This is a genomic window from Nocardia sp. NPDC004278, from assembly GCF_053602975.1.
Map to the genome: position 1 here is coordinate 229402 of NZ_JBSGEQ010000003.1, position 26180 is coordinate 255581.

General features: G+C 65.8%; 30 protein-coding genes. 19 read left to right on the plus strand and 11 right to left on the minus strand.

Annotated features, from left to right (window positions below):
• The first annotated feature begins 182 nt into the window (after positions 1-182).
• From rlmN to ACWEO2_RS06005, 3 genes are all read left to right on the plus strand, one after another.
• Positions 183-1292: a 23S rRNA (adenine(2503)-C(2))-methyltransferase RlmN gene (gene rlmN / locus ACWEO2_RS05995; protein WP_452404325.1), complete on the plus strand. Its 1110-nt coding sequence runs from the start codon at positions 183-185 to the stop codon at positions 1290-1292.
• Positions 1293-1734: 442 nt separating this feature from the next.
• A complete protein-coding gene (locus ACWEO2_RS06000; protein ID WP_452404326.1) occupies positions 1735-2283 on the plus strand; it encodes an RNA polymerase sigma factor in 549 nt (182 codons plus the stop codon).
• A 10-nt stretch (positions 2284-2293) separates the two neighbouring features.
• Positions 2294-2581 (plus strand): hypothetical protein, encoded by a 288-nt coding sequence (locus tag ACWEO2_RS06005; protein ID WP_354957008.1) that lies wholly within the window; start codon positions 2294-2296, stop codon positions 2579-2581.
• 235 nt (positions 2582-2816) lie between these two features.
• On the opposite strand, the gene ACWEO2_RS06010 is transcribed toward ACWEO2_RS06005, so the two are convergent.
• Positions 2817-3230, minus strand: coding sequence for a DUF5997 family protein (locus ACWEO2_RS06010; protein ID WP_452404327.1), 414 nt, complete (start codon positions 3228-3230; stop codon positions 2817-2819).
• 65 nt (positions 3231-3295) lie between these two features.
• Between ACWEO2_RS06010 and ACWEO2_RS06015 the strand changes: the two genes are divergently transcribed.
• Positions 3296-4240 (plus strand): LysR substrate-binding domain-containing protein, encoded by a 945-nt coding sequence (locus ACWEO2_RS06015; protein ID WP_452404328.1) that lies wholly within the window; start codon positions 3296-3298, stop codon positions 4238-4240.
• 41 nt (positions 4241-4281) lie between these two features.
• Here ACWEO2_RS06015 and ACWEO2_RS06020 read toward each other — a convergent pair whose 3' ends face one another.
• On the minus strand, positions 4282-4548 hold the full coding sequence (locus ACWEO2_RS06020; protein WP_452404329.1) for a DUF2631 domain-containing protein: 267 nt from the start codon (positions 4546-4548) through the stop codon (positions 4282-4284).
• Positions 4549-4709: 161 nt separating this feature from the next.
• On the opposite strand from ACWEO2_RS06020, the gene dxr reads away from it, so the two are divergent.
• The 5 genes from dxr (at position 4710) to ACWEO2_RS06045 (ending at position 11429) form a co-directional block, all read left to right on the plus strand.
• A complete protein-coding gene (gene dxr / locus ACWEO2_RS06025; RefSeq protein ID WP_452404330.1) occupies positions 4710-5849 on the plus strand; it encodes a 1-deoxy-D-xylulose-5-phosphate reductoisomerase in 1140 nt (379 codons plus the stop codon).
• 216 nt (positions 5850-6065) lie between these two features.
• Positions 6066-7265 carry a M50 family metallopeptidase gene (locus tag ACWEO2_RS06030; RefSeq protein WP_452404331.1) on the plus strand — a complete coding sequence of 400 codons (1200 nt, stop codon included), beginning with the start codon at positions 6066-6068 and terminating at the stop codon, positions 7263-7265.
• A 188-nt stretch (positions 7266-7453) separates the two neighbouring features.
• Positions 7454-8614: a flavodoxin-dependent (E)-4-hydroxy-3-methylbut-2-enyl-diphosphate synthase gene (ispG, locus tag ACWEO2_RS06035; protein ID WP_452404332.1), complete on the plus strand. Its 1161-nt coding sequence runs from the start codon at positions 7454-7456 to the stop codon at positions 8612-8614.
• Positions 8615-8711: 97 nt separating this feature from the next.
• The gene (locus ACWEO2_RS06040) at positions 8712-9575 is read left to right on the plus strand and encodes a GNAT family N-acetyltransferase (RefSeq protein WP_452404333.1); all 864 of its coding nucleotides are present in this window, start codon (positions 8712-8714) and stop codon (positions 9573-9575) included.
• A gap of 66 nt (positions 9576-9641) precedes the next feature.
• Positions 9642-11429, plus strand: coding sequence for a penicillin-binding transpeptidase domain-containing protein (locus tag ACWEO2_RS06045; protein ID WP_452404334.1), 1788 nt, complete (start codon positions 9642-9644; stop codon positions 11427-11429).
• Here ACWEO2_RS06045 and ACWEO2_RS06050 read toward each other — a convergent pair.
• Positions 11423-11716 (minus strand): FHA domain-containing protein, encoded by a 294-nt coding sequence (locus tag ACWEO2_RS06050; protein WP_452404335.1) that lies wholly within the window; start codon positions 11714-11716, stop codon positions 11423-11425. The two genes, ACWEO2_RS06045 and ACWEO2_RS06050, sit on opposite strands and share 7 nt — an antisense overlap.
• Before the next feature lie 45 nt (positions 11717-11761).
• Here ACWEO2_RS06050 and ACWEO2_RS06055 point away from each other — a divergent pair, with 45 nt between their 5' ends.
• Positions 11762-12877 carry a hypothetical protein gene (locus tag ACWEO2_RS06055; RefSeq protein WP_452404336.1) on the plus strand — a complete coding sequence of 372 codons (1116 nt, stop codon included), beginning with the start codon at positions 11762-11764 and terminating at the stop codon, positions 12875-12877.
• A 68-nt stretch (positions 12878-12945) separates the two neighbouring features.
• On the opposite strand, the gene ACWEO2_RS06060 is transcribed toward ACWEO2_RS06055, so the two are convergent.
• Positions 12946-13452 carry a peroxynitrite isomerase gene (locus ACWEO2_RS06060; protein ID WP_354957037.1) on the minus strand — a complete coding sequence of 169 codons (507 nt, stop codon included), beginning with the start codon at positions 13450-13452 and terminating at the stop codon, positions 12946-12948.
• Between the two features lie 109 nt (positions 13453-13561).
• On the opposite strand from ACWEO2_RS06060, the gene ACWEO2_RS06065 reads away from it, so the two are divergent.
• Together ACWEO2_RS06065 and ACWEO2_RS06070 are read left to right on the plus strand one after the other, a co-directional pair.
• Positions 13562-14932 carry a TIGR03118 family protein gene (locus tag ACWEO2_RS06065; RefSeq protein WP_452404337.1) on the plus strand — a complete coding sequence of 457 codons (1371 nt, stop codon included), beginning with the start codon at positions 13562-13564 and terminating at the stop codon, positions 14930-14932.
• A 148-nt stretch (positions 14933-15080) separates the two neighbouring features.
• The gene (locus ACWEO2_RS06070; RefSeq protein WP_452404338.1) at positions 15081-15479 is read left to right on the plus strand and encodes a nuclear transport factor 2 family protein; all 399 of its coding nucleotides are present in this window, start codon (positions 15081-15083) and stop codon (positions 15477-15479) included.
• 37 nt (positions 15480-15516) lie between these two features.
• Here ACWEO2_RS06070 and ACWEO2_RS06075 read toward each other — a convergent pair whose 3' ends face one another.
• The gene (locus ACWEO2_RS06075; RefSeq protein WP_452404339.1) at positions 15517-15783 is read right to left on the minus strand and encodes a winged helix-turn-helix transcriptional regulator; all 267 of its coding nucleotides are present in this window, start codon (positions 15781-15783) and stop codon (positions 15517-15519) included.
• A gap of 119 nt (positions 15784-15902) precedes the next feature.
• Between ACWEO2_RS06075 and ACWEO2_RS06080 the strand changes: the two genes are divergently transcribed.
• The gene (locus tag ACWEO2_RS06080) at positions 15903-16685 is read left to right on the plus strand and encodes an SDR family oxidoreductase (protein ID WP_452404340.1); all 783 of its coding nucleotides are present in this window, start codon (positions 15903-15905) and stop codon (positions 16683-16685) included.
• A 333-nt stretch (positions 16686-17018) separates the two neighbouring features.
• Positions 17019-17459, plus strand: a complete 441-nt coding sequence (locus ACWEO2_RS06085) for a DUF4254 domain-containing protein (protein ID WP_452404341.1) — start codon at positions 17019-17021, stop codon at positions 17457-17459.
• Here the strand turns inward: ACWEO2_RS06085 and ACWEO2_RS06090 are convergent.
• On the minus strand, positions 17456-17956 hold the full coding sequence (locus ACWEO2_RS06090; protein WP_452404342.1) for a hypothetical protein: 501 nt from the start codon (positions 17954-17956) through the stop codon (positions 17456-17458). The genes ACWEO2_RS06085 and ACWEO2_RS06090 overlap by 4 nt on opposite strands.
• A gap of 286 nt (positions 17957-18242) precedes the next feature.
• Between ACWEO2_RS06090 and ACWEO2_RS06095 the strand changes: the two genes are divergently transcribed.
• Genes ACWEO2_RS06095 through ACWEO2_RS06105 form a run of 3 tightly spaced genes read left to right on the plus strand, consistent with a single transcriptional unit; the run spans position 18243 to position 20531 of the window.
• Positions 18243-18764 (plus strand): hypothetical protein, encoded by a 522-nt coding sequence (locus tag ACWEO2_RS06095; RefSeq protein ID WP_452404343.1) that lies wholly within the window; start codon positions 18243-18245, stop codon positions 18762-18764.
• A gap of 55 nt (positions 18765-18819) precedes the next feature.
• Complete coding sequence (locus ACWEO2_RS06100; protein ID WP_452404344.1) at positions 18820-19710, plus strand: ABC transporter permease; 891 nt, start codon at positions 18820-18822, stop codon at positions 19708-19710.
• Positions 19707-20531, plus strand: coding sequence for an ABC transporter permease (locus ACWEO2_RS06105; protein WP_452404345.1), 825 nt, complete (start codon positions 19707-19709; stop codon positions 20529-20531). Before ACWEO2_RS06100 ends, ACWEO2_RS06105 begins: the two co-directional genes overlap by 4 nt.
• On the opposite strand, the gene ACWEO2_RS06110 is transcribed toward ACWEO2_RS06105, so the two are convergent.
• Entirely contained in the window at positions 20532-21392 is an 861-nt protein-coding gene (locus tag ACWEO2_RS06110) for a helix-turn-helix domain-containing protein (RefSeq protein WP_354956990.1), read from the minus strand.
• 837 nt (positions 21393-22229) lie between these two features.
• Here ACWEO2_RS06110 and ACWEO2_RS06115 point away from each other — a divergent pair.
• On the plus strand, positions 22230-22589 hold the full coding sequence (locus ACWEO2_RS06115; RefSeq protein WP_452404518.1) for a DUF4254 domain-containing protein: 360 nt from the start codon (positions 22230-22232) through the stop codon (positions 22587-22589).
• A gap of 406 nt (positions 22590-22995) precedes the next feature.
• On the opposite strand, the gene ACWEO2_RS06120 is transcribed toward ACWEO2_RS06115, so the two are convergent.
• Together ACWEO2_RS06120 and ACWEO2_RS06125 are read right to left on the minus strand one after the other, a co-directional pair.
• Positions 22996-23154, minus strand: coding sequence for a hypothetical protein (locus tag ACWEO2_RS06120; protein ID WP_452404346.1), 159 nt, complete (start codon positions 23152-23154; stop codon positions 22996-22998).
• 231 nt (positions 23155-23385) lie between these two features.
• Complete coding sequence (locus ACWEO2_RS06125; RefSeq protein WP_452404347.1) at positions 23386-23832, minus strand: DUF4190 domain-containing protein; 447 nt, start codon at positions 23830-23832, stop codon at positions 23386-23388.
• Positions 23833-24068: 236 nt separating this feature from the next.
• Between ACWEO2_RS06125 and ACWEO2_RS06130 the strand changes: the two genes are divergently transcribed.
• A complete protein-coding gene (locus ACWEO2_RS06130) occupies positions 24069-24704 on the plus strand; it encodes a class I SAM-dependent methyltransferase (protein WP_452404348.1) in 636 nt (211 codons plus the stop codon).
• Between the two features lie 53 nt (positions 24705-24757).
• Here the strand turns inward: ACWEO2_RS06130 and ACWEO2_RS06135 are convergent, their stop codons facing one another.
• Both ACWEO2_RS06135 and ACWEO2_RS06140 read right to left on the minus strand, forming a co-directional pair.
• Positions 24758-25354 carry a DUF4126 domain-containing protein gene (locus tag ACWEO2_RS06135; RefSeq protein ID WP_452404349.1) on the minus strand — a complete coding sequence of 199 codons (597 nt, stop codon included), beginning with the start codon at positions 25352-25354 and terminating at the stop codon, positions 24758-24760.
• A 28-nt stretch (positions 25355-25382) separates the two neighbouring features.
• Positions 25383-26180 carry an ABC transporter permease gene (locus tag ACWEO2_RS06140; RefSeq protein ID WP_452404350.1) on the minus strand — a complete coding sequence of 266 codons (798 nt, stop codon included), beginning with the start codon at positions 26178-26180 and terminating at the stop codon, positions 25383-25385.

Below are 26180 nucleotides of genomic sequence, written 5' to 3' on the forward strand. Positions count from 1 at the left end.
TGCCGATCGCTATGGTCGGTGCACGCATTTCAATGCCGGTGATCGGCATATCGTGACAGCGGGTCATGGCCCGCTCACGAGTGCCGATGCCGCTCGATCGAACGTGACCTTCGTCGCGTCCGGCGTCGTGATGCTCACCTTCGGTCGGAAGCCGACGTGCGGGATGGGACACTGGAGAAACTATGACCGTCTCCCTGCCCCTCGTCTTCGATGCTCCACGCCGTGGTATGCCGCCGCGGCATCTCGCCGACCTCGATGCCGACGGGCGCAAGGCCGTGGTCGAGGAGCTCGGTCTGCCGAAGTTCCGCGCCGACCAGATCGCGCGCCAGTACTACGGACGCCTACAGGCCGATCCGGAGCAGATGACCGACCTGCCCGCCACAGTGCGAGACAAGATCGGCGAGGCGCTGTTCCCGCCGCTGATGTCGGTGGTCAAACACGTCGCCTGTGACGGCGGCGAGACGCGAAAGACCCTGTGGCGCGCGGGCGACGGCACCCTGCTGGAGAGCGTGCTGATGCGCTATCCGGACCGCGCCACGCTCTGCATTTCCAGCCAGGCGGGCTGCGGTATGGCCTGTCCGTTCTGTGCCACCGGTCAGGGCGGCCTCAACCGCAATCTGTCCACCGCCGAGATCGTCGACCAGGTCCGCGCCGCGGCCGCCGCCATGCGTGATGGCGAGGTCGCTGGTGGCCCCGGCCGCCTGTCCAACATCGTTTTCATGGGTATGGGCGAGCCGCTGGCCAACTACAAGCGGGTGGTCGCCGCCGTCCGGCGCATCACCTCGCCCGCGCCCGACGGTTTCGGCATCTCCCAGCGCAATGTGGTCGTCTCGACGGTCGGCTTGGCCCCGGCCATCCGCAAACTGGCCGATGAAGACCTCTCGGTCACCCTGGCGGTGTCGCTGCATACGCCCGACGACGAATTGCGCGACACCCTGGTCCCGGTGAACAACCGCTGGCCGGTCGCCGAGGTGCTCGACGCGGCCCGCTACTACGCCGATAAGACCGGCCGCCGGGTCTCGATCGAGTACGCCCTGATCCGCGATATCAACGATCAGCCATGGCGCGCGGACCTGCTCGGCCAGAAACTGCACAAGGCCCTCGGTTCGCGCGTACACGTCAACGTGATCCCGCTGAACCCGACCCCGGGCAGCAAATGGGATGCCAGCCCGAAACCCGTTGAGGCCGAATTCGTTCGACGCGTCAACGCCCAGGGCGTCCCGTGCACCGTGCGCGACACCCGCGGTCAGGAGATCGCCGCGGCCTGCGGGCAGTTGGCCGCCGAAGGCTAGGCACGACAGCAACTTGGATGAGGACCCGAGTTTCGACCGAAGTGCATCATGTCGTGAGCGCGCGGGCCGGTCGTAAGGTCGCGGACGGATCGGTCGGTTGCGGTGGCGAAGTTGTGTTGTTCGGCAATGCGGGCCGAGTTGGGCGCGTCGGTGGGGTGCATTCGGATTTTCCCGCGTAGGTAGTGCTTGTCGCCGAGGCGGCGCCCGGTGGCGTCGAGGATTTCGAAGGTGTTGTCGCCGCCGGACCAGTGGTCGATGTGATCTTCACGAAGGGTTCGCCAGCGGTGAATCCTTTTCGCTGGTTCGTTCCTCTCATACTTGTGTCGGCAATACGGTCGGCACGAGAACGGGAGGTTTGTCGTGATCATTGCCGCGATTGTTGTTGGACTGCTGCTGATTTGTGCATGCAGTATCACCGTGCTGCGTCGGTGGAGTCGGTCCCGTGGCTGAGGTGTGCTGGCCCGACGAACATCTCGTCGCCGCGGCACGCGAGGGCGATATCGAATCGCTCACCTCGCTGGTGTCCGGATCGCATCCGCATGTGCGGCGATTCGCCTATTCGCTGTGTGCGTCGCCGGAGGATGCCGAGGATGCGGCGCAGGAGGCGTTGATCATTCTCTATCGCAAGATCGGGACATTGCGGGCATCGGGGGCATTGGCGTCGTGGATGTTTCGGATCGTGCGCAACGAATGTCTGCGCCAACTGCGGTTGCGCGTGCGACGGGCGGAACCGATTCCGGATTCGGCCATCGCCTCGGCGGAAGAGGAGGCGATCAATCGCTGGGAGGCCGAGCGGGTGGCCGCGGCGATCGCGGCGCTGCCCGGGGATCAGCGGCGGGTGCTGATCATGCGAGATGTGCAGGGATATAGCGGTCGAATGGTCGCGGATCTGCTCGGACTGAGTACCGCGGCGATGAAGTCGCGGTTGCACCGGGCGCGTTCGGCGGTGCAACAGCGTTTGGAGGGTGGTAATGAGGACAGCATCGCCTAGCGATTCCCTGATGAGCGGTGATCGGGCGACGGGCGGGCATGAGTTCGCCAGTGCGTCGGTCTCGCGCCATTTGGTCCGTGGCGCGGTCGGATTCGGCGCCGTGATCGGTTCGGTCGCATTGATACCGGCGCTCGGCCCCATCAGCCTGGTGCTGCTTCCGGTCGGCCTGGTCGCACTGCGCGGCTGCCCGACCTGCTGGACGATCGGACTGATCCAGACCCTGTCGCGGGGGCGGTTGCAGCGCTCGTGCACCGACGGGACCTGTCAACTGGTCACAACGAAATCCGGTGCGACGTAAGCAGTTCCACCGGCTTTGGCAACAGACGCCTGTGGGGTGCGACTACGACGCAGCCGCACCCCTCGTCGGGTCCCTGGATTTCCCGAACGAGTGCCGTGCCGACAAGCGGCCATCGCTTGGTCCGCAGCGGATCGCTATGTGCTGCTTGCGAATTCGCACGCTGTCTCGGGATCGGCACTCCTCGTGTATGCACAACGGGTGCAGAGAAGGGATGCGGCTGAAAAAAACCGCCGGTTCAGCCGCGGTTCTTGGCCGGGCGGTTGGAGGCGGCGCGTCGTTCGGCCTGCTGGGTTTTGATGCGCTCGTTTTCCTTCAGCACCGCCGCGTAGTTTTCGCGTTCGTGGATCAGCCACTCCGGCGGGTCGGCGAGGAGGGCGGCGATTTCCTCGGCGTTCATCGCATCGGAGACCTCGGCGCGGGCCAGGCCGGTATTGGAAACGCCGAGTTTGCGGGCCACGATATCGCGGGGGAAGGGGCCGGTTTTGCGGAGTTCGCTCAACCAGGCCGGAGGTTTGGTGCGCAGTTCTTCGAGTTCGGCGCGGGAGATCGGGGAATTGCGGAATTCCTCGGGCGTCGCCGGAAGGTAGATGCCGAGCTTGTTCGCCGCGGTGAGCGGCTTCATGGTCTGCGGTTTCTTATCCGGGCTCACCGGTACAGCCTAATGGGCGCGGCCGGATGCGAGTCCCCGGCCCCGAGGGCAATACCCTCATACGAATGAACCCCGAGTCCATCGACGTGACCCGCCTGCGCTGGTTTGTCGCGGTCGCCGAGGAACTGCATTTCGCGCGCGCGGCGAAATCGCTGCACATTTCCCGGCAGCGGTTGAGCCATACGGTGATCGATCTGGAGCAGGAACTCGGGACCAAACTGTTTGTGCCCGGGGCACAGCCGACTCAGCTGACCGAGGCCGGACAGCAGCTGCTGCGCGATGCCAAGGACATCATCGCGCGAGCCGAAGAGCCCGAGCCGGTTGTCCGGGAGGAGGTCGTGCTGCGCGTCGGCTTCGTGCCGGGCGTCACGGTCTCCAAGTGGACGCGGATCTGGGGTGAGCGGTTTCCCGATGCCGTGCTGGAGGTCGTTCCGATCCCGATGGCCGAGCAGCTCGCGGCGCTGCGCGAGGGTCGGGTCGACGCCTGCTTCGTCCGTCTGCCGATCGATCGCGCTGGTCTGAGCGCGATTCCGCTGTATCGCGAACTCCCCGTCGTCGTGCTGCCCAAGGACCACACGCTATCGCTGTTCGAGCAGGTCGGCACGGGTGATCTGGAGGGCGAACGGATTCAGGACGCCAGCGATATCGATGCCATCGCGGGCACCATCGAGTTGGTGGCGGCCGGTGTCGGCGTCGCCATCGTCCCGCATTCCATCGCCCGTCTGCACGCCCGCCGCGACCTCGTCTATCGCACCATGATGGGTGTTCCGGATACCGAGATCGCCCTGGCCTGGCCGAGCGCGCAGACCACCGACCTGATCGAAGAGTTCGTCGGAATCGTGCGCGGCCGATCCGAGCGCAGCTCGCGCGCCGCGACCCAGCGCAAGAAGGCCGAGCCGCCGAAGAAGAGCGGAGCCAAACCCTCGGCGGGCGCGCGCGGCGGCGCGGCCAAGAGGTTCGTCAAGAACCCTGGTGCCAAGAAGAAGCCCGCCAAGCGACGAGGGCGTTAGGCGGGCGAATCCCTAACCGAGTCAAAACCTTTCGGTGTGCACTACCGAGGCTTGCGGCGCAGGATCGAGTCGCGGATCATGATGCCCGCGATCAGGGCGGCGAAGCCGACAAGGAAGATATCTTCGATCTTGCCCTTGTGGTTGCCGATCGTCATGGCGACCAGGATGAAGCAGACGATCCAGCCCGCGACGCGGAAGGTGCGGCGCGATTCCCCGCTCCAGCCCCATGCGGCGGACGGAACCTCGGCGGTGTCCACGTGGGTGACGATTGCACGGTCACTAGTGGGTTCGAGTTCCGTGGCGGCCACGATCGCTCCTTAGCTCGGTATGGGTGTTGCTGCCGATATCGTGGCATACGACCGCTCGTCGTAGCCAGCAGGGCTGTGTTCGATCGGCGAGCGGCGCCCTATGTGGTTCCGCAGGCTACCGCCTTCGGGCGCGTTGCTGGCCCCGCTGCCACAATGGGGCCGTGTCCGACATTGTGAGAGTCCTTCTGCTCGGCAGCACTGGTTCCATCGGTACCCAGGCGCTCGAGGTGATTGCCGCCAATCCCGATAAATTCGAGGTGGTCGGCCTGGCCGCGCGCGGCGGCAACACCGAGCTGCTCGCGGCGCAGATGGCCGCCACCGGGACCAACAATGTCGCGGTCGCCGATCCGGCCGCCGGAACGCGACTCGAGCTGTCACTGAGCGGCCCCGGCGCGGTCACCGAACTGGTGCGCCGCACCGAGGCGGATGTCGTACTCAACGCATTGGTCGGTTCGCTGGGCCTGGAGCCGACCCTGGCCACCCTGCAAGCGGGCACCCGGCTGGCACTGGCGAATAAGGAATCCCTGGTCGCGGGCGGCTCCCTGGTGACCCGTGCCGCTGCACCCGGCCAGATCGTGCCGGTCGATTCCGAACATTCCGCGCTCGCCCAATGCCTGCGCGGCGGCCGGGCCGAGGAGGTGGATCGGCTGGTGCTGACCGCGTCGGGTGGCCCATTCCGCGGCTGGACCAGCGAAATGCTGGAATCGGTGAATCCGGCCGAGGCGAAGGCGCATCCGACCTGGTCGATGGGGCTGATGAATACCCTGAATTCGGCATCGCTGGTGAACAAGGGCCTCGAACTGATCGAGACCCACCTGCTGTTCGGCGTGCCCTACGACCGCATCGACGTCACCGTGCACCCGCAGTCGATCGTGCACTCCATGGTCACCTTCACCGACGGCTCCACCCTGGCCCAGGCCAGTCCGCCCGATATGAAGCTGCCGATCGCTCTGGCACTCGGCTGGCCCGATCGGGTGCCGGGCGCGGCTGCCGCATGCGATTTCAGTACCGCGTCGACCTGGGAATTCGAGCCGGTCGACAATGCCGTGTTCCCGGCCATCGACCTGGCCAGACAGGCCGGAACCGCGGGCGGCAGCGTCACCGCGGTCTACAACGCGGCCAATGAGATTGCGGTACAAGCCTTTCTGGACGGCCACATCCGTTTCCCGGATATCGTGCGCACCGTCGCGCGCGCCATCGAGGCGGCCGATCAGTGGTGCGCCGAACCGGAGACACTGCGGGACGTGCTGGCGGCCGACACCTGGGCACGCGACTACGCCCGCGCGCTCGTCGATCGGTGATCTGCCGTCCGCACGGAACGACCTTCGATGCGATCGGACGCGCCGTCGGATGCTGGCCTGGCAGACTTGGCAGCGAGTGGTGCTCGGTGTCCGGTTACTGTGGTCGGGGTGCTCGCGGCGCGGGATCGGATGCGCGGCCGCGGGTAGTCGCGGCCGCTGCGGGCGGCCGCACTTCATTTGAGGCGAGCTGCGCAACGCAGGAGGGCTGTACAGCAAATGGTGTTCGCGTTGGGGTTCGTACTGTTCGCCCTCGGCATCACGATTTCGATCGCGCTGCACGAATGCGGGCATATGTGGGCCGCCCAGGCCACCGGCATGAAGGTGCGGCGGTACTTCATCGGCTTCGGTCCCAAGGTTTTCTCCTTCCGGCGCGGTGAAACCGAATACGGCCTCAAGGCCCTCCCGCTCGGCGGCTTCTGCGATATCGCGGGCATGACCGCGCTGGACGAAATCGAGCCCGAGGATCTCGACCGCGCCATGTACCGGCAGGCCACCTGGAAGCGGCTGGTGGTGATGTTCGGTGGGATCGCGATGAATTTCCTACTCGGCTTCCTCCTGCTGGTCGTACTCGCCGTCAGCTGGGGGCTGCCGCGCTTCGATCAGCCGCCCGCCACCACCATCGGCGAGATGGGGTGTGTCGCACCACGGCAGAACCCGGACAAGACGCTGGCCGATTGCAACGGCACCGGCCCGGCACAGCGGGCGGGAATGCAGCGCGGTGACGTGGTCAAGGCCGTCAACGGCGTGAAGGTGACCACCTGGCAGCAGTTCACCGCCGAAACCTGGAAGCAGACCGGTCCGTTCAACTACACCATCGAACGGGACGGACAGACCAGGACCATCGAAGTCACCCCGGAACGCGTCATGCGCTATGCCGAGGGCGGCAGCCGCGAAGTCAGTGCGGTCGGCGTCGGCTCGGAGTACTACAAACCCCTGAAGTACAACGCGCTAGCCGCGATTCCGGCGGCGGGCGCATACACCGGGCAGATGTTCGTGCGCACCGTGCAATCGCTGGCCCAGCTGCCGCAGAAGGTCTCCGGGCTGTGGACCGCGGTGACCGGCGGCGAGCGCGATCCGGAGACGCCGGTCAGCGTCTACGGCGCCAGCAAGATCGGCGGCGAGACCGCGGAGCGCGGTCTGTGGGGCGTGTTCATCCTGGTGCTGGCCAGCCTGAACTTCTTCCTCGGCGCATTCAACCTGGTGCCGCTGCTGCCACTGGACGGCGGGCATATCGCGGTGGTGCTCTACGAGAAGATCCGCAATACCTTCCGTGGCTGGAAGGGGCTGGCACCCGCCGGGCCGGTCGACTATCTGAAACTGCTTCCGGTGACCTACGTCGCAGTGGTGATCGGCGGTGCGTATATGGTGCTGACGCTGGTCGCCGACATCGTGAATCCCATTCAGTTGTTCCGCTGACGCGCTGATCTGTCGCGGTCCTGCCGTGATAGCACCCGCGAACGCTGGATTGCTGGCACCGCGGGACAGTCGTCTGTCATGGCCCGTGTCATGGCCGTCACAGAAGAGCGGTCGCGCGACGCGGCTAAGCTCGGTAGGCGAACGGCCCAAAACGGAACGCACGAAAGCACGAAAGTAGGCAGCCGAAAGTGACCAGCACAATCGGATTGGGGATGCCGACCGCACCAGCGGCCGTTCTCGCGCCTCGACGCAAGACCCGCCAGTTGATGGTCGGCAATGTCGGCGTCGGCAGCGATCACCCGATTTCGGTGCAGTCGATGACCACCACCAAGACCCACGATGTCAACGCGACCCTGCAGCAGATCGCCGAGCTGACGGCCTCGGGCTGCGATATCGTGCGCGTCGCGTGCCCGCGTCAGGAGGACGCCGACGCACTGGCGACTATTGCGCGCAAGAGCCAGATCCCGGTCATCGCGGATATCCATTTTCAGCCGCGCTATATCTTCGCCGCGATCGACGCGGGCTGCGCCGCGGTGCGGGTGAACCCCGGCAATATCAAGGAATTCGACGGTCGCGTCGGCGAGGTGGCCAAGGCCGCTGGCGCGGCGGGCATCCCGATCCGCATCGGCGTGAACGCCGGTTCGCTGGATAAGCGGATGCTGGAGAAGTACGGCAAGGCGACCCCCGAGGCGCTGGTCGAATCGGCGCTGTGGGAGGCGAGCCTGTTCGAGGAGCACGGCTTCGGCGATATCAAGATCTCGGTCAAGCACAACGACCCGGTGGTCATGGTCGAGGCCTACCGCCAGCTGGCCGCCCAGTCCGACTACCCGCTGCATCTCGGTGTGACCGAGGCCGGTCCGGCGTTCCAGGGCACGATCAAGTCCGCCGTCGCATTCGGCGCGCTGCTGTCGGAGGGCATCGGCGACACGATTCGGGTGTCGCTGTCCGCGCCGCCCGCCGAGGAGGTCAAGGTCGGCGGGCAGATCCTGCAGTCGCTGAACCTGCGGCCGCGCAAGCTCGAGATCGTTTCCTGTCCGTCCTGTGGCCGGGCCCAGGTCGATGTGTACACCCTGGCCAATGAGGTGTCCGCGGGGCTGGAGGGCATGGAGGTTCCGCTGCGGGTGGCCGTCATGGGCTGTGTGGTGAACGGGCCGGGCGAGGCGCGGGAGGCCGACCTCGGTGTCGCATCGGGCAATGGCAAGGGCCAGATCTTCGTCAAGGGGCAGGTCATCAAGACCGTGCCGGAGGCGCAGATCGTGGAGACCCTGATCGAAGAGGCGATGCGCATCGCCGAGGAGATGGACGAGCAAGTGGGTGCAGGCGAACCCGTCGTCACGGTGTCCAGCTAGCCGCTGCTGCGGCGCGGCGTGTTCGCTTGTGGGGATCGGCGTACCGCTTCTCGGGATCGACGTACCACTTCGAGTTGATTCATGGCAGGCTGTCGATGTGCGGAGTCTGTTGGAGCCGACGCGACGGGCCAAGGATGCCCCCGCGCGTCAGCTCGCAAACCGGGATCTGGCGCAGGTGCTTCGAGTCCTCGATAGCGATCCGGTCGCCTCGTGCATGGTGGCGGCACGGTTGCAGGAATTCGGGTTGGATACCGGCGCGGGGTACGGCGAGCTGTGGAGCCGCGGCGGACCGTCGGAATCGCTGTGCTTCTCCGGTGCGAATCTGGTGCCGTTGCGCGGCAATGAGGATGCGCTGCGCGCGTTCGCGACGCGGGCGGTCCGCTGGCCGCGGGTGTGCTCGTCGGTGGTCGGACGCCAGGAGTTGACGCTGCCGCTGTGGGAGATGTTGTCCGCGCATTGGGGACCGGCACGGGAACTGCGCGGTGCGCAGCCGCTGCTCGCCCTCGGACAACCCGCAGTGGCCACCGCCGATGCACAGGTCCGCCGGGTCCGGCGGGATGAATTGGAGCGTTATCTCAATGCGGCGATCGCCATGTTCATCGAGGAGGTCGGCGTCGACCCGCGCGCGGGCGACGGCGGCCGCGGCTACCGTCGCCGGATCCAGAGCCTGATCGAATCCGGCCGCGCCTGGGCGCGTTTCGAGGACGGCGAAGTGGTGTACAAGGCCGAGGTCGGATCGCTGTCGCGGCGTACCGGGCAGATCCAGGGTGTCTGGGTGCATCCCGAACGTCGCGGCGCCGGACTCGGCACGCGGGGGACGGCCGCTGTCGCCAATGCGGTGGTGGCCTCGGGACGCACCGCCAGCCTGTACGTGAACGACTACAACAAGATCGCCCGCCGGGCCTACAGCCGCGTCGGATTCCGGCAGATCGCCACCTTCGCCACCGTTCTGCTCGACTGAATACGGCGTGGCGAACATCGGTGTGCCACAGCCGTTTGCCCGCGGTTGGCTATACGATCGGTGCCGATGTCGACACGCATGTTTCTCACGCTGGCCGTCGTGGCGCTCGCGGTCGCGGGAACCGGTTGTTCGGCCAGCCCGCAGGGACCGGTGCCCGCGGCCGATGCCTTTTTGGCCGCCTTCGCGAATCGTGCTGTCGAGGCCGCCGCCGAGCTGACCAGTCAGCCCGAGAAGGCAACCGCCGCATTGCGTTCCGCGTGGGACGAACTGCAGGCCGAACAACTGACCGCGCATACCGGCGCGGCCAGGGTCACCGGCGATACCGCGACCGTCGACTACACCTACCAGTGGCGGCTGCCCAAGGACCGGATCTGGAAGTACACCGGTCAATTACAGATGGGGCGCAGCGATGGCCGCTGGATGGTGCGCTGGACCTCCTCCGATATCCACCCCAAACTCGGCGACACCCAGACCATGGCATTGCGTGCCAACCCGGCCCCGCGCGCCAGGGTGAACGAACAGTCCGGCAGCGATGTGCTGGTGCCGGGCAAGGTATCCCGGGTCGCGTTCACCGTGTCCTCCGCACCGGATCCGGGGTTCACCGCGACCGCATTGGCGGCCGCGCTGAACCGCTTCGACGACCGGCTCACCCCCGAGGCGATTCTCAGCGCGGCATACGGCGCCAAGGGCGCCTACACCGTCGCGCTCTTGAGCGAGAGCGAATTCGGCCAGGTCAGCACCGATCTCATCGGTCTGCCCGGGGTAACGCTGACCCAGCAGTGGGATCTGGTCCCCACCGACCGCGATTTCGCGCCCGATCTGCTCGCGCAGGTGCGCAAAACGGTGATCGCCGAGGTGGACGGCAAGGCGGGCTGGAGCGTTGTCACCATGAATGCCAATGGCGCCGACACCGACGTGCTCACCGAAGTGCCCTCACAACCCGCACCGTCGTTTTCGCTCAGCGTCGACCGCAATGTGCAGAACTCCGCGCAGCGCGCCGTCGGCGCCCGCGAGGAGCAGACCATGATGGTGGTGCTGCGGCCCTCGACCGGCGCGATTCTCGCTGTCGCGCAGAACAAGGCGGCCGATCGTGCCGGTCCGGTGGCGACCATCGGCCAGTATCCGCCGGGCTCGGTATTCAAGACGGTGACCGCGGCGGCCGCGATGTCGGCCGGGAAGGCGACGCCGGAAACGGTTTTGCCGTGCCCGAGCCGAATTGTCATCGGGGAGCGGACAATTCCGAACTACAACCTCTTCCAGCTCGGTGATGTGCCGATGGCCACCGCCTACGAGCGATCCTGCAATACCGCGTTCGCGAAGCTGGCCAGTCAACTGCCGGGCGACGCCCTGCACGATACCGCCGCGAAATTCGGTGTGGGACAGGGATATACCGTCCCCGGCCTGCCGACCGAATCGGGTTCGGTGCCGCCGGCCGATGATCTGATCCAGCGCACCGAGGACGGCATCGGGCAGGGCAAGGTGGTGGTGAGTCCGTTCGGGATGGCGGTGCTCGCCGCGACCGTCGCGCGCGGTTCCGCACCGGTGCCGTATCTGATCGCCGGTCGCACCACAGAGATCAAGGGCGATCGTCCCGCCATCGAAACGCAGGTGGTCGACGGGTTGCGCATGATGATGCGCAAGGTGGTCACCGGGGGTACCGCCGAACGTATTGCCGATCAGGGCGAGGTATACGGGAAGACGGGGGAGGCCGAGGTCGACGGTGGATCGCATTCCTGGTTCGTGGGCTATCGCGGGGATCTCGCCTTCGCGACCCTGCTCGTCAAGGGCGGTAGCTCCGATCACGCCGTCGCGGTAACGCGTGACATGCTCGCGGGCTTGCCCGCGGGTTACTGACCACGTCGGCGCGTGGTGCGGTTGCCGGTTCTCCGGCCGCTCGGCATTTCGTAGCGCAGTGTGGTGGAACCGGTCCGGATGACATCGCCGTGCACGAGCGCGGTATCGACACCGATCGGGACGCCGTTGACGTATACGCCGTTCGCCGAATTCCGATCCCGGATGAAGATCCGGTTGTCGCGCGGACCGAAGCAGTCCCTTTGCCCGCATCGATTCGCGGTGACTACGCCCTCGGCGAAACGGGTAGTCGCCGTGGGGAATTCGATTCGATACTGTGAATCGTCCACCGCGGCGGTGGATGTTCTTGGCGATCTTGCTGGAGTGTTGACCGGATGGACGATGTACTGCTGACCCCGCCTGATGCGGCCGAAGTCGCGCTGCTCGCGAGCGGTGTGGTGGCCGCGGCGGGTGGTGCGGATGGATTGACCCCATTGCAGCAGTTGCTGATCCCGTCGCTGTTTCTGTCGATGACCGGCCATCGCGTCGATCTGGAGACGCTGCGGCCCATCGATGCCCAGACCTTCGCGGTCGGGCTGGCCCGGCGCAACCGGATCTTCCGCGAGCGGGTCGTGCAGACCATGCTGCTGTCCGCACTGGTGGTGCGGCCGCTCCCACCGGCCGTCGCGACCGAACTGCGGGAGTTCGCCGATGCGCTCGAGGTCGATGACGAGATGATCGCGGTGGCGCAGAAATACGCCGAAGGCGCGATCGAACTGGCCGCGGTCGACTTCGACCGCAACGGTTACCTCGGCGGATTGGATCCGAGTCGGTTGACCGCGCTGCACACCGAGGGCCTGGATTCGTCATGGGGACAGGTCAGCGATGATCCGGCCTTGGCGGCGCGCTGGGCCACCCTGCGCGAGCTGCCGGTCGGCACGCTCGGGCGCGGCGTCTCGGATTTCTATGCCGACCGCGGCTTCGTCACCCCGGGGCTGCCGGGTTCGGCCCCGCCGCTGCTGGCCCAGCACGATTGGGTGCATGTGCTCGCCGGATACGGCACCACCCTGGAGAACGAGATCGAGGTGTTCGCGTTCATGGCGCGCGCCAATGACGATCCGCGCGCGTTCAGCCTGCTGGCCATGGTGATTTCGCTGTTCGAGACCGGCTATCTGCATGCGGGCGCCGGGTTGTTCGAGGCCGATGCGGGACATCTGAGCACCGCTGGCATGGCGACCCGCCTCGGGGACGCCATGCGCCGTGGCGCGCTGACCAACGGCAGCCACGACTTCCTGGACCTGGACTGGTTCGCATTGGCCGACCGTCCGATCGCGGTGGTGCGCAATGAGATCGGTTTGGCGCCGAAGGCGGCCGCGGCCATTGCGGCGGGTTCGGTCGGCGCCTGGGAATCGGGCGGTATTACGCCGTACCAGCTCCACTCGGCCGAGGCCGCCGCCCAGGCCGAAGGGCGGCCCTATATTCCCTGGCGCCCCGACCCGATGCGCGACTGATCTGGCACACCGGTTTGCGAATTGGTCGCCGCGCACCTGTGGTCTCGGCGAGACTCCCGGTGGGTGGGTCAGGCGCGGTGCAGAGTTGCGGCGAGGTGGTGGGTGAGTGGTTCGCCGACCGCGGCCATGCGCAGCGTGTATTCAATGGTGTCGTCGGTCAATACGATCGAACGGCCGAGAGCGGTCACCACTTTCGCGGTGCTGCTGCGGCCGATGCTGGTCGATTCGAACTCCATCTGCAGCACACCATCGGCGATGGTGAGGCTGCCCTCGCAGATCTCGGTGATGCCGGTCGGATGCGCCAGGATCAGCTCGACGTGATCCGGGCGCGGGCAGCGCAGATAGCCGGTTTCGGCGTGCATGGGGCGGCTGCCGTCGGCGGCGCGGGTGCGCTGGCGGTAGGTGAGGAACGGTCGGCCGAGATGGCCGAATTTGATTTCCTCGACGTAGTCGAAGGATTCGATGGTCGGGTATTCACCGTGCCCGGGGCCGCGCCAGGTGCCGAGCAGCGCGGCGAGCGGAGCGATATCGGGATGGGGTGCGACGGAAGGCTGGGGGGCGACCACGGGCGACAGCTTAAACCTGTCGATTCCCAGGTGCTCCCATACTGTCGAAATTCCGCCAAGCTAAGGTTAGCATCGCCTAATCGCCAGATGAGGGTAGCGAAGGCTGGAAAGGACGAAGATGTTGAACGGACGCTGGAGTGAATTGCGTCGGAACGGGGTGTGGCGGTCCCGGACCCGCAATGGTCTGCTGCGCGTATCGGTGCTCGGTGCGGCCCTGGTCGTCGCCGCGGCATGCTCGGATTCGAAGTCGTCGAGCGATGATGTGCCCGCCCTGGACGGCAATCACTACGCGCAGACCAACCTCGCCGCCAACAAGGCCGAATACAAGGCGCAGTACACCTTCCCCGACATGGTGAACGCCTGGGGCCTGGCCGATCGCCCCAAGGGTGCCGGCGGGCACTTCTGGGTGGGCGCGGGCGGTAAGTCCTTCCAGTTCGTCGGTGATGTCACTGCGTCGGCGGATCCCAAAGTGCAGAAGCTGTTCCAGGATCCGCTGAAGATCGTCACGATTCCGGGCGCGGACGCCGATACCTCGGATAAGAGCATCGGCAAGACCACCGGTGTCGTCTTCAACGGCGCGCCGATCACCTCAGACCTGTTCGCCGTGCGTGATCAGCCGGTGGATGCCGAGGGTGGCCCGCTGCTGCTGACCGGTTCGTCGCGGTTCATCTTCGCCACCGATTCCGGCAAGATCTCCGCCTGGACCGAACTCGGCCCGGAGGGCGCGATCATCCGGCACGACGGTCCCGCGAATCTGGTCTTCGACGGCGAGTCGCAGGGCATGGCGTTCTTCGGCATCGCGCTGACTCCGTCCGCCGATAAGCTGCTCGCCGCCGACTTCGGCGAGAACCCGCAGATCCGCACGTTCGACAAGGACTGGCAGCTGATTCCGACCGTCGGCTTTGCCAACCCGTTCGCTACCGGCGACCAGATCGATCCGGCCGCACCCGAAAAGGGTAAGAAGGCCAAGCCCGGCGATCCGGCCCCGTTCAATGTGACCACCATCGGCAACCGCGTCTTCGTCGCCTACGCCGACACCAAGCCAGATGAACAGGACGCGACGAAGTTCGACAAGGCCGAAGAGGATTCGCTCGACAAGGACCAGGAGAAGGACGCCAACGGTAAGCCCGCGAAGGGCAAGCTCGCCGAGTTCGACGCCAACGGCAAGCTGGTCCGCATCCTCGACGACGGCGGTCGCCTCAACGCGCCGTGGGGTGTCGCGGTGGCTCCCGCGAACTTCGGTCCACTCAGCGGCAAGCTGCTCGTCGGCAATTTCGGCGGCCTCGGCCATGTGCTCGCCTATGACGACGTCACCGGCAAGTTCGTCGACTACCTGCGCGATGAGAAGGGCAAGCCGGTCGAGATCCCTGGTCTGTGGGCCCTGATGTTCGGCAATGGTGAAAGCCTCGGCGACGCCGACTCGCTGTACTTCACCGCCGGGCCGGAGGACGAGAAGGAAGGTCTGTTCGGCAAGCTTCGGTTGAAGTAGCGCTGTCCCCGAAGGCGGTTCCCGGATGTGCTCCGGGGGCCGCCTTCGTCGTATCCACCAGCCGGAACCGCCCGTGAGATGCGGCTCCCGAACGGGACTGCGGATCTGGACGACAATGAGCGAAGCATCACGAGAGAGGAGATCTGTCGTGTCCAGCTCCAGTGATCCGATGGCGGCGGTGCGCCAGTACGCCGACGCGTTCAACAATGGCGACGAGAAGGCGATGGCAGCGGTGTGTGCCGACCCGATGCAGATTCTGGACGGAATGTCGCCGCACGTGTGGCAGGGGCCAACCGCCGCGGCGGACTGGTGGCGGGATGTGCTCATGGAAAGTGAGCGCGTCGGGGCCTCCGGCTACCACCTCGAGCTCGGTGCACCACGGCATGTCGACATCACCGGCGACTACGGGTATGTCGTTGTTCCGATGACCCTCTCGTTCAACTTTCGGGGCCAGCAGGTTATGCAAACCGGCGCGGTCTTCACTGTGGCACTTCGCAAAGTCGGCAACGACTGGCGCTTGACGGCCTGGGCCTGGGCAAAAGGCTGAGAGGCAACAAGCCGCCCGCACGCGCTTCGAAACACCTCTAGTCGGAGGGTGGTGGGGGCCAGCGTTTGGACCAGTTCCAGAGTGGTTGCAGGGCTTCGGTGAGTTCTTGTCCGGCAGAGGTCAGTTCGTAGGTTTTGTCCGGACTTTTGATGATCACGCCTGCGGACTGGAGGTGTTGCAGGCGGGTGGAGAGCATGCTCGATGAGCAGTTGCCCATGCGGCGGCGCAGTTCGAGGAAGCCCAGACGGCCGGGTTCGAGTTCCCATAGGACGCGCAGGATCCAGCGTTGGCCGATGAGGTCCATGGTCGCCAATATCGGCCCGTGCTCCGGGTCGGTTCGACCCCTGGACGGTTTCGCTCCACTTGCACTTCTCATTTCGAACTACCATAGTGATTCTAAATTAGAAGCACTGCTGTGGGTTGATGGGTGAAAGGGAAACGGTGGGCGACTCGACGGAACGACGGATTGTGCTGATCACCGGTGCTTCGCGAGGGATCGGGGCCGAGACGGCGAAGGTGCTGGCGGCGGGCGGTGACCACGTGATCGTCAACTACCGCGAGAAGCGCAAGCGCGCCGAGACGATCGCCGGGGAGATCATCGCGGCCGGTGGCAGTGCATCGATCGCGGGCGCGGATATCGCGGATGCCGAGTCGACCGCGGCGCTGATCGCCGGCGTGGTGGCGGAGTTCGGGCGGCTCGATGCGCTGGTGCTCAACGCATCCGGCGGACTCGAGCGCAATGCCGGTCCCGACTATGCGATGGCGCTCAACCGCGACGCGCAGGTTCGATTGGTCCATCAGGCCGCGCCGCATCTGCCCTCCGGCGGCCGGATCGTCTTTGTGACCAGCCATCAAGCGCACTTCCACGGGCGCAAGCCCGTTCCGGCGGACTATGAGCCGATCGCCGCGAGTAAGCGGGCTGGGGAAGACGCGTTGCGCGCCATGGTTCCCGAGCTGACCGCGCGGGGGATCGGACTGAATGTGGTGTCCGGCGACATGATCGACGGCACGATGATCGTGCGCCTGCTCGAACGCCGCAATCCCGATGCGGTTTCGGCTCGCCGCGATCACGGCGCACTCCCCACCATCGCGGAGTTCGCCGCCGTGGTCGCCGAGGCCGCAAGTGCCGCAACCGAATCCGGCCGTACCTTCTATGTCGGTGGTTCGGACTACGTGGCCGACGGCGCGGAGGGCATACCCGTGTAGTCGAACGGTCGGTGGCGTCGGTTCTGGTGTCGAACGGTTCGAGCACCTCGGTCATCGAGGCCGTGCCTGCTCCGCTCGAGTCCTGCGCCGGTGCAGTGCTCGGGTGGGCATCGCATGCTGATCGGCATCGCGGCACCCCCGGCCTCGACTCTTCGCACTCAATTGAGGCAGGTAGTGCCGCCGATGGCTGGTCTATAACAAATTGGTATCGGCGGTTTCTGGCCGTGAGCGGGGATCTGGGTCGATAATCGGAGGGTGCGGTCGGGCGGTGCGGCAACGATATTGCTGGTCGGGAGGTTTGCCGACGAGGTCGGGCGTCGACGGGAGGCCGAGATGAGATATGTCGGAAGCAACCGGATGATGCCGGGGCGGGATCTGCTGCTGGCCGCGTTTCGCGGGCTGCCGCATGAGGACCATCCGATGTTGGAAGCGGCGGGGGAACTGGCGCAACTGCACGAGATTCGCGAGCGGACGCCGATAAGTGAGATGCCCAAACTGGATCGGCGGCGCGCTCAGTTGGTCCGTTCGATCGACCTCTGGGTAACGCTGGCGATGCCGGTGCCCCGCACCGCCGCACGGTTGCACACCGAGACCGTCGGCCAGATCGTGGATCGACTGGCCAGGATGACCACGCAGGCCTTCGTTCCACTCGCGCACGCGCCCGAGTCGGTCTTCTACGACGCGTGGGTGCAGCTCAACGAATTGGCCGACGCCTATCAGGATCTCGTCGACGAGTTGCGCGCCGGAACTCGTCGGTTACCCGACGGTCCCTAGCGACCGCGCCCGAACAGGCGAAACGACCGGTCTCTGCGGCGCGGCAGCGTCGCGTAGACCATGGTCATATCGGCGAAGACCTCCGCGTCCCGTTCGCGCTCGGCGCCGAATTCGTTGCGGCCGAGCACATGTTCGATGGAGGCCGGTGAAATGGAAGGGAGCAGTGCGGCCAGCATTGTGGCGATCGGCGCGGCGGCATCCTTCTCGCCCCGGCCATGTCCGAAGAGCATGTGTCCGACTTCATGCAGGATGATGTGGTCCGCATTGCGCTCGGTGGCGGCGGCGTCGTAGACGATGATGTCGTCGCGGCTGCGCGCCACCCAGAGTCCGCTGCCGCGGCAGCCGATATCCGCCAGTGCGGATGCGGGGACCGCCTGCAGCGAGATGGAACGGCCACGGTGCGCGGCGACATTTGCGAGGTAGGCGGACAGATTCCAAGGACTGGGTAGGGGCACGGTCCGTGCGGCGTCACGGAAACGGGCTTCCATGCTGGTCATCGGGGCACACCTTACTCACCCCGTGCGCGGTCGTCACCCCATGATTCGGATATTCCGCCGAGAGCGATAGCGGCACAGCATAATTCACGGCCGGCGGCGCGCGAGCGAGATATGACGGAAATGACGCTCATACACCTTGGTGGGAATTTCGGGACCCCTTGGAGTCGTCGTTCCGACACCCGGGGGCGGTATCGAAACATGCTCTCGTCTACGAGATTTGATGCACGACGCGATGTGGCGGCGCGCCCGGTTTCGGTGGGCAGGGACGAAAGCGGACGAGGGAACTATGCGGAATAGGCCGGTGGGATCGGATATCGAGGACACGTCTCGGCGCGATATGGCGGCCGAACGGTGTCCGTCGTCGGCCGCCCGGCGCGGTATCCGGTTCCCCGAGCAGGTAGCCGAGTCGGCGCCGCGATACATCGAGATAGTCGGCGATCTGCATCTCGATGTGCCGGCCGAGTTCGGTCTGCGGGCCGGTCGTGCGTTCGGCACCGGCTACCTGCGGGTGATCGAGACCGCAACGTTATGCGAGCGGTGCTTGTCGGAGATCGTGACCGCCATCGACGATGGCCATCCGGGGCGCGTGAGTGGTTCCTTCGTCGCGCCCGAACTCGGCGGCTCGGCTGAAGGGGATTCGGGAGGCGCGGGGCGGTGCTGGCGCCCGCACGTCAGAGACCGCATTTGCGCGCACGTGCTCGGGATCGCCCGCGACGCGATGACGGCCGCTGAGGTGCTGTCGGGGACTGCGCCGGTACTGGAGCAGCGCGGAAAGCTGGACCGGCCGCGGGTGTGTGCGACATGCTGAGAACAGCTGGTTCCCCACCAATGGGCACGGGTGACGCGCAGATGGGAGCGTGCGGATGAGCATCGGCAGCGACATTGGATCGAGCACCGTCCAGCAGAAACGCGGCGACGGGGAAACCCGCCGCCTGAGCAGCGAGCGGCTGGTGGACGCGCCACCGCCGCGCATGGCGACCATGGCGCAATGGTGGGCGCTGACCCGGCGCCTGGTCCGGCCGTCCTGGCGCAATGGCGAACTGATCATGGCACTGCTCGCGCCAGCGGTCTTCACCGTCGGGTTCTACGTGCCGCTGAATCTGGTGATGACCGTCCGCGGGCACGGGCTGAGCAGCTACGCCCAGTACCTCACGCCGATGATCGTCATGCAGGCCGTCGCCTTCTGCGCCATCACGGCTTCATTCCGGGCGGCCTCCGATGCCAGGGACGGGCTCAATACCCGATTCGGATCGATGCCGATGGGTTCGGCAGTGCCGCTCGCCGCGCGGATCACGGCCGCAATGTACCGGGCGGCCGTCGCATTGGCCGCGGCGCTGGTGTGCGCCCATGTGATCGGCTTTCGCTTCTATGGAAGTTGGTGGGACACAATTGGTTTCGTCGCGTTCGCACTGCAGGTGGGACTCGGGCTGTGCCTGGGCGCGGATCTGCTCGGCACCGCGACAAAGAGTCCGGAGGCGACCACCCAGGCGCTCATCCTGCCCCAGCTGATCCTCGGCATGGTCTCCACCGGATTCGCACCGGCCTACCAATTTCCACACTGGATCCAGGGTTTCGCGCGCAACCAGCCGATCTCACACTTCGTGTACGGGCTGCGGGCGCTGGCCGGTGACCCATCGGGTCATGCGGGCGTGGTCGGCTGGTCGATCTTCGGGCCCGCGCTGGCCTGGACCGTCGTCCCAACCCTGATTTTCGGCGCTGTGGCGGTATACCTGTCGATGCGGAGGTCGTCATGACCGAGGTACTGAATCCGGCCCGGGAACTGCCGAGGGTCAGCGGTCGGACCGAGACCTGGCGTTTGCTGATCCCGCAAACGATGATTCAGACCAAGCGGCTATTGGTGCGCTGGTGGCGTGATCCGCTGACCGTCATACAGTCGCTCGTCTTTCCCGCGCTCCTGCTGGTCGTGCTGAATACCATTCTCGGAAACCAGATTTCGGCCTTCTCCGGGGTGAACGCGCTCTACGGTTCGGTGCCGATGGTGGCCTTGGTCGGTGTAATGTCCGGTTCGGTGGCCGGTGCCATCACCCTCGGACGCGAGCGCGATGAGGGCTTGCTGGCCCGCTTCTGGGTGCTGCCGGTGCACCGCGCGTCCGGACTGGTCGCGCGCATCGTCGCGGAGGGGATCCGGATCCTGTTGTGCACCGCGGTGCTGTTCGCGGTGGGGGTGGTGCTCGGCTTCCGATTCCAGCAGGGGCTGCTCGCTGGTATCGCGCTGTTCGGGGTGCCGCTGCTGTTCGGTATCGCGTTCGCCACCATGGTCACCGCGGTTGCCGTTTTCAGTGCGAAAGCCGCACTGGTGGAGGCAGTTTCGCTCGGCTCGTCGCTGCTGATGTTCTTCAGTTCCGGGTTCGTACCGCTGGTCGCCTATCCGGCGTGGGCCCGGCCGATCGTGCGCCACCAGCCGATGTCCTATGCCATCGACGCCATGCGTGGTCTGTCCCTCGGCGGTCCGGTGCGGGAGCCGCTGCTGGCCACCCTCGCCTGGTGTGTCGGCGCGCTCGTAGTTTTCGCGATACCTGCGGCGCTGGGCTATCGGCGGGCCAGTCGCAGCTGATCAGCGCATCTCGTCGGACGCCTTGGCGATCAGCATCATGGAGTCGCGCGGGCTCAAAGCCATGGCCCGCAGCTGATCGAAAATAATGCCGAAGCGGCGGATCTGCGGATGCCCCTCGATCAGCTGGTCGCCCGCGATGCCCTCCACATAGACCAGCTCCGGATCGGCCGGATCTTTGAAGTCCAGCAGTGTGAACGCACCGGCCATGCCCGGATGCACCCCTGCGGAGAACGGAAGTATCTGCAGGATGACGTTTTTCATCTGCGAATCGTCGAGGAGCCGCTTCAGCTGCCCCTTCATGACATCGACCCCGCCGACCACGCGCCGGATCGCCGCCTCATCGAGCACGACCCAGAGCTCGAGCGGATCGGTCTTGGTGAGGTGCATGGCCCGATCCATTCGCGCCCGCACATTGTGCTGCACCGTGGCCGCGTCCAGCTTCGGCATATTGGTGTCGATGACCGCCTCGGCGTACTCCGAGGTCTGCAATAGCCCTGGGATATAGGAAGTTTGGTAGTGCCGGGCCGAGAGTGCCTCGGATTCGAAGTTGATATAGGCCGCGTGCACCTCGGTCAGCGTCGCCTCGTAGGGCCGCGACATGCCGGGCTTGAGCGCGTCCGACAACAACTCCACCGCATCCGCGCGCTGCTGTTCGGTGACGCCGTAGAGGTCGAGCATCGCCATCAGCGTGCGGCGCTGCGGCCGCGCCTGCGCCGTCTCGATGCGGTAGAGCGTGGTGATATTGATTCCGGTCTTGCCGCTGACCTCCTCTTTGCTGAGGCCCGCATGTTCGCGCATCTCGGTCAGCAGCACCGAGAGCCGCCGCAAACCCGCCGTGAGGACTGTGCGCTTACCTGCCATAACGCAGACAATACCGCCTTTGATAGCAAGGAAGTTCGGAGTTTTCCTCCGAGAATATGACGATTTCGCCAGCCCCCACCCCGCGCTGTCGCAGCTGCCGACCGGACCGAACACGAGGCGAAATTCCACCGGGCTATACGACAACCAACACCACCCGACCCAACTCACCACCAGGCTGCAGACCCACCCGGTGTTGCCTCTTGGACGAGCGATCACCATGCGCTCATGTAGGTAAACGTCGAGAGCGCACCAGCGTCAGTGCATTCTCGGCTGATTGTCGGTGCTTGGTGGTGGCTCGGGATCGGGGGGTGTTGGGGTGTCTAGGTGGTTGCCTTGTTGGGGCGGGGATGGGAGTGGGGTGGTCGTTGCATTTGGCCTGTGGGGTCGACTCGTTGGTGGCTGTGTGGCGTAGGGCGTAATTGTGACGTGTCACGGAGTGGGTGCTGATCGGTGTGGCGTCGGAGTGCTGGGGGTGTGGGGTGGGGTGGGGTGGCAAACTCTTGGCGACTGGTGCTGTTGTTGGTGTTTGTCGTGGGTGAAAGTTGTTGTTGCTAGGTGGTTGTGGGGGTGGGGCTCGGTGATCAGGGTGCGGACCGCAGCAGTGAGAACGCACTCTTGCGTTCTTGCATTTGTAAGAGCATGATCCAGCTACGCTAGTTGAGAACAACCGATCCGATGACCGGGATAACCGAATCGAGAGCCAATCATGTTGGTACAAAGCGCGTTGGTGTCGAGTGAATTCGGGGTATGGCGATGAGCGCGCCGACGGTAGGGGTGCTGCCGACCGCTCCGCAGATTTTGTGCGCATTTCAGGGGCGTCGTTTCCAAGATCTTGAATTGCTGCGTTCTGCGCACGCGCTGGCCGAGCTGCACGCACGTCGTGCACAAGTCCGCGATATGAGCCTGATAGCCGAAATTGATTGCCGTCGCAGCGAACTCGTCGACGATATCAATGAGTGGATTGCGCAGGAGGTCCCGCAGCATCGCAACGGTGCTTCGCTACATACCGAGAGCCTCGGGGCGGTGGTGGATCGGATGGCGCGCAGTTGGGTCGACGCGAACACGGCTATCGATGTCGACGGCGCGCGCAGCGACAATACCCATAAACATTGGTACCACCTGGCAGAACTCGTTGACGGCTACACTGATCTGGTAACCGACGTGGCCGGTGGCCGCCGCCGTTTGCCCGAGCAGTGAAGTCCGACGGCGACCCTCGTCCGCAATAGTGACACTGCCCCGACAGCGTCACTGCGCAATTGGTGACGTCCCGGGTCCGCGTTATCCGACCAATGGCCCGTCCCGGACGCTAACGTCACCGAAACAGTGACGGCGGGCGCAACGGGGCGCCCCGCCCGGCGTGCCGCGTGGTCGACTGGCGCGGCACGCCCGCCACCGAATTGCGCAGTGTCAGAATTTATTCGGCGACCGTCCAGTTCGATGCCGCCGCGGCGCGAATATCGGCGATGGCGTGTGCGCGCAATGCGGCGCGAAGTTCAACCCACGGTGCCGACCAGCCGGTTCATTTGGTAGATCGAGGTGTGCCGAATCGCCTTCGCGGCCAGGGCGAGCAGCCGGTCGGGATCGCGGCGTGCGACGGGGAACGCTACCGCCACGATCCAGCCCGTAGCCCCGGCCGATCCGCCTCACCCGCTTGTGCCGCGAGCACTTCGACATGACAACGGACCGCATCGATGTGTCTGCGGCCCAATGCCGCCCAGTTACCGACGGCGTAGTCGAGCTCCGGCAAATATTCAGTGACCATCGGCATCGAGTAATTCGGCAGGACCCGCGCGGCCTCACGTCTCCGAAACGCCGCCGCACTTCCCGGCAGCACGGGGTCGGCCAGCCGGGTGTGCTAGCCGTAGCCCAGGGCCCGGTACATGGTGCGCCGGATTCTCTGTGATTCCGAGGTAGTCGCTCGATCGATCCCTCGGGCTCGACCTGGACCGGACCCTTTTCAGATTGTCTGGACGACCTCGACAACGAATGCTGTTCAGTTCACCTGGTTGACGATCATGATGAACTCGAGGGCAAGTGCGATGGCGGACAGCATCATTCCGGTGAGCGCCAGGCCCTTGCCGCGGCGTTGTCCGGTGCAGCCGACGGTCCCGAGGACGAGTCCGGCCATTGCGAACGGGAGCCCGATGAACGGGCGCATGCCGGTCAGGTCGATCGGCAGGAACGGGAGTACACAACCGACGATACCGAGGATCAGCGCCCCGACAGCGAGCCCCGGACCTTGCCGCCGATCGGTCGGCTGTGGGCCATCTTGCCATCCGCTGCCGCTGGGATACGCCCAGGGATGTTGCTGCTGAGGGGGATTCGGGTAAAGCGGACTCGGCGGCGCGATGGGGCCGTGGTATCCGGCGTTCGGTCCGGGGGTCGCCATGCCGGGTTGCTTGGCCAGGTTGGTCGGTTCCGGTGGCGGGCTGTACGACATCGGTGATCCTCACTGCTGGACCCTGCGGATACCCAGAGAGAATACGCATGCGGTCCGACCGAAAGCTGAACTTGCCCGAGACGACAACCGACCTACCATGGCCGGGTGATGGCGCGACGGCAGTTCCTGTATTCGGTGATCGCACGATCCAGGCGAGTGTTCACCATTCCCGCGGTGGCGGCGTGGTGCGCGAGCATCGGCACAGCGGCTACGTCCGGCGACCGGGAGTGTGCTCGATGAGTAAGTTCAGCTGGAGTCACAACGCGTACTACCACCGGTTTCTCATACGGCAGCTGCCCGCCCATTGCATTCGTGTGCTGGATGTCGGCTGTGGGGCAGGAGCTTTCGCGGCCGAACTCGCCCGACATGTCGAGCAGGTCGACGCCATCGATCGATCACCGGTGATGATCGATGCCGCAAAGCAGGCAACGCCGGACAATGTCAGCTGCATCCTCGGCGATGTGCAGACCGAGCCGTTGCCCGAGGGAACCTACGACGCCATCGTGTCGATCAGCACGTTGCACCATATGCCGCTCGATGAGGTGTTGCCGCTCTTGGCGCGGGCACTGCGACCGGGCGGTGTGCTCGCTGCCGTGGCCTTGCCGCGCCATGATCTGGTGCGGGAGGCGCCCATTGAGCTGGTTGCGGCGATCGGGCATCGGGTGCTCGGGCTGGTGTTTCGGATCCTGCGCGCGCGGGGGCGGGGGCGTTGGTATGCGGTCGAGGCGACCCATGATGTCATGCCGGTTGTGCTCGATCCGCCGTTGACGACGCGGCAGGTGCGAGAGCAGGTGGCAACGATACTTCCCGGTGCGCGGGTGCGACGGCTGGTCTTCTGGCGTTATTCATTGGTGTGGCGCAAACCCGGCTGATTCGGCTGAAATCGCCAGCGCCGCGGACCTTTCGGACCGGTGACGGTGCCCGATCACACGGCGGCAGCGCGTTTGGCGGCACGGCGTTGTCTGCGCCGGATCAGGTAGCGGCGGATCCGGCTCGCCAGCAGATAGACCAGGATCATGCCGATCACCAGCAGTGTGCCAGCGCAGCAGGCCGCGACGATCGGATGGAAGATCGCGATGGTGATAATGCCGCCGACGGCCAGATCCTCGACGAGGCTCATGATGATATTGCTCGCGGGCTCCGGTGAGGTGTTGATCGCCATGCGCGTACCGGCCTTGACGAGATGGCTGGCCAGGGCGGTGGTGCCGCCGAGGGCACCGGCCGCGAGTTGGGGCAGCGATCCGTCCTGCCCGGCGAGCAGTGCGGCGACAACGGCGCCGGCTGCCGGACGCACGATGGTGTGCACGGCGTCCCAAAACGTATCCAGGTAGGGGATCTTGTCGGCGACGGCCTCGATGAGGAACAACACTGCGGCCGCGATCAGCACATCGGTGCGCTGCAGTGCCTGCGGCACATCGTCGGATAGGCCGGTCGCGCCGAAGATGCCGAGCAGCAGGACCACCGCATAGGCGTTGACCCCGCTCGCCCAGCCTGCGGTGAAGATCAAGGGCAGTGCTGACATTGCGTCATCGTATGGTGTTCGCCCTGGGTCAGCGCAGCGCGGCGCGGCCACGCAGCCGACCCAGCGCGACCAAGGCGACCAGCGTCACCATGAGCAGCAGACAGGTGCTCGCGGCCGCATCGAAGACTTCACCGCGATCGGTGAGACCGAATATGGTGACCGGCAATGTTTTCCAGGTGGCCGGGTACACCATGATGGTCGCACCGAGTTCGCCCATGGACAGCGCGATGGCCAACCCGGCGGCGGCGCCGAGTGCAGGCAGCAGCAGTGGCAGCGTCACCAGCAGCAAGACTCGAACCGGCCCGGCCCCAAGAGATTCCGCGGCCTGGCGATAGCCGGGATCGAGCCGATCCAGGGCAGCCGAGACGGCGCTGCAGGCGTAGGCCAGTACCAGCACCGAATGTGCCACGATGACAATCCATTTGGTGCCGCCGAGCAGCAGCGGTCGCTCGTTGAAGGCGATCAGCACGCCGAGGCCGATGGCCACCGATGGCACCGCCACCGGCAGGTGGAAGACCGCATCGGTGATCTTGCGCCACCAGCCGGGTGCCTCGCGGGCGGCGAGTGCGGCCCAGGTGCCCAGGAACAGGGCCGAGCCGCCGGAGAGCAGTGCGGTCTGCAGGCTGACCGACAGACTCGCGGCATCCTGCCCGGACAGTGCCGCTCGGAAGTTGGCGAGGCCGAGATTCGAGGGCAGTGGGCCGGTCCAACTGCCCGCCAGCGCGGCCGCGATCACGGTCGCAATGGGGGCCAGGAACACCACGACCACGACGACCGCGAAGAACACGAGCACCGTCGCACGGCCACGACGGGTCCAGACCAGCAT

Excerpts from the sequence above, each read along its gene's own strand:
- rlmN (WP_452404325.1), top strand. The coding sequence starts at position 183 with ATGACCGTCTCCCTGCCCCTCGTCTTCGATGCTCCACGCCGTGGTATG.
- ACWEO2_RS06005 (WP_354957008.1), top strand. The coding sequence starts at position 2,294 with ATGAGCGGTGATCGGGCGACGGGCGGGCATGAGTTCGCCAGTGCGTCG.
- ACWEO2_RS06015 (WP_452404328.1), top strand. The coding sequence starts at position 3,296 with ATGAACCCCGAGTCCATCGACGTGACCCGCCTGCGCTGGTTTGTCGCG.
- ACWEO2_RS06030 (WP_452404331.1), top strand. The coding sequence starts at position 6,066 with ATGGTGTTCGCGTTGGGGTTCGTACTGTTCGCCCTCGGCATCACGATT.
- ACWEO2_RS06045 (WP_452404334.1), top strand. The coding sequence starts at position 9,642 with ATGTCGACACGCATGTTTCTCACGCTGGCCGTCGTGGCGCTCGCGGTC.
- ACWEO2_RS06055 (WP_452404336.1), top strand. The coding sequence starts at position 11,762 with ATGGACGATGTACTGCTGACCCCGCCTGATGCGGCCGAAGTCGCGCTG.
- ACWEO2_RS06065 (WP_452404337.1), top strand. The coding sequence starts at position 13,562 with ATGTTGAACGGACGCTGGAGTGAATTGCGTCGGAACGGGGTGTGGCGG.
- ACWEO2_RS06075 (WP_452404339.1), bottom strand. The coding sequence starts at position 15,783 with ATGGACCTCATCGGCCAACGCTGGATCCTGCGCGTCCTATGGGAACTC.
- ACWEO2_RS06080 (WP_452404340.1), top strand. The coding sequence starts at position 15,903 with ATGGGTGAAAGGGAAACGGTGGGCGACTCGACGGAACGACGGATTGTG.
- ACWEO2_RS06085 (WP_452404341.1), top strand. The coding sequence starts at position 17,019 with ATGAGATATGTCGGAAGCAACCGGATGATGCCGGGGCGGGATCTGCTG.
- ACWEO2_RS06090 (WP_452404342.1), bottom strand. The coding sequence starts at position 17,956 with ATGACCAGCATGGAAGCCCGTTTCCGTGACGCCGCACGGACCGTGCCC.
- ACWEO2_RS06095 (WP_452404343.1), top strand. The coding sequence starts at position 18,243 with ATGCGGAATAGGCCGGTGGGATCGGATATCGAGGACACGTCTCGGCGC.
- ACWEO2_RS06100 (WP_452404344.1), top strand. The coding sequence starts at position 18,820 with ATGAGCATCGGCAGCGACATTGGATCGAGCACCGTCCAGCAGAAACGC.
- ACWEO2_RS06105 (WP_452404345.1), top strand. The coding sequence starts at position 19,707 with ATGACCGAGGTACTGAATCCGGCCCGGGAACTGCCGAGGGTCAGCGGT.
- ACWEO2_RS06110 (WP_354956990.1), bottom strand. The coding sequence starts at position 21,392 with ATGGCAGGTAAGCGCACAGTCCTCACGGCGGGTTTGCGGCGGCTCTCG.
- ACWEO2_RS06120 (WP_452404346.1), bottom strand. The coding sequence starts at position 23,154 with ATGGTCACTGAATATTTGCCGGAGCTCGACTACGCCGTCGGTAACTGG.
- ACWEO2_RS06125 (WP_452404347.1), bottom strand. The coding sequence starts at position 23,832 with ATGTCGTACAGCCCGCCACCGGAACCGACCAACCTGGCCAAGCAACCC.
- ACWEO2_RS06130 (WP_452404348.1), top strand. The coding sequence starts at position 24,069 with ATGAGTAAGTTCAGCTGGAGTCACAACGCGTACTACCACCGGTTTCTC.
- ACWEO2_RS06135 (WP_452404349.1), bottom strand. The coding sequence starts at position 25,354 with ATGTCAGCACTGCCCTTGATCTTCACCGCAGGCTGGGCGAGCGGGGTC.
- ACWEO2_RS06140 (WP_452404350.1), bottom strand. The coding sequence starts at position 26,180 with ATGCTGGTCTGGACCCGTCGTGGCCGTGCGACGGTGCTCGTGTTCTTC.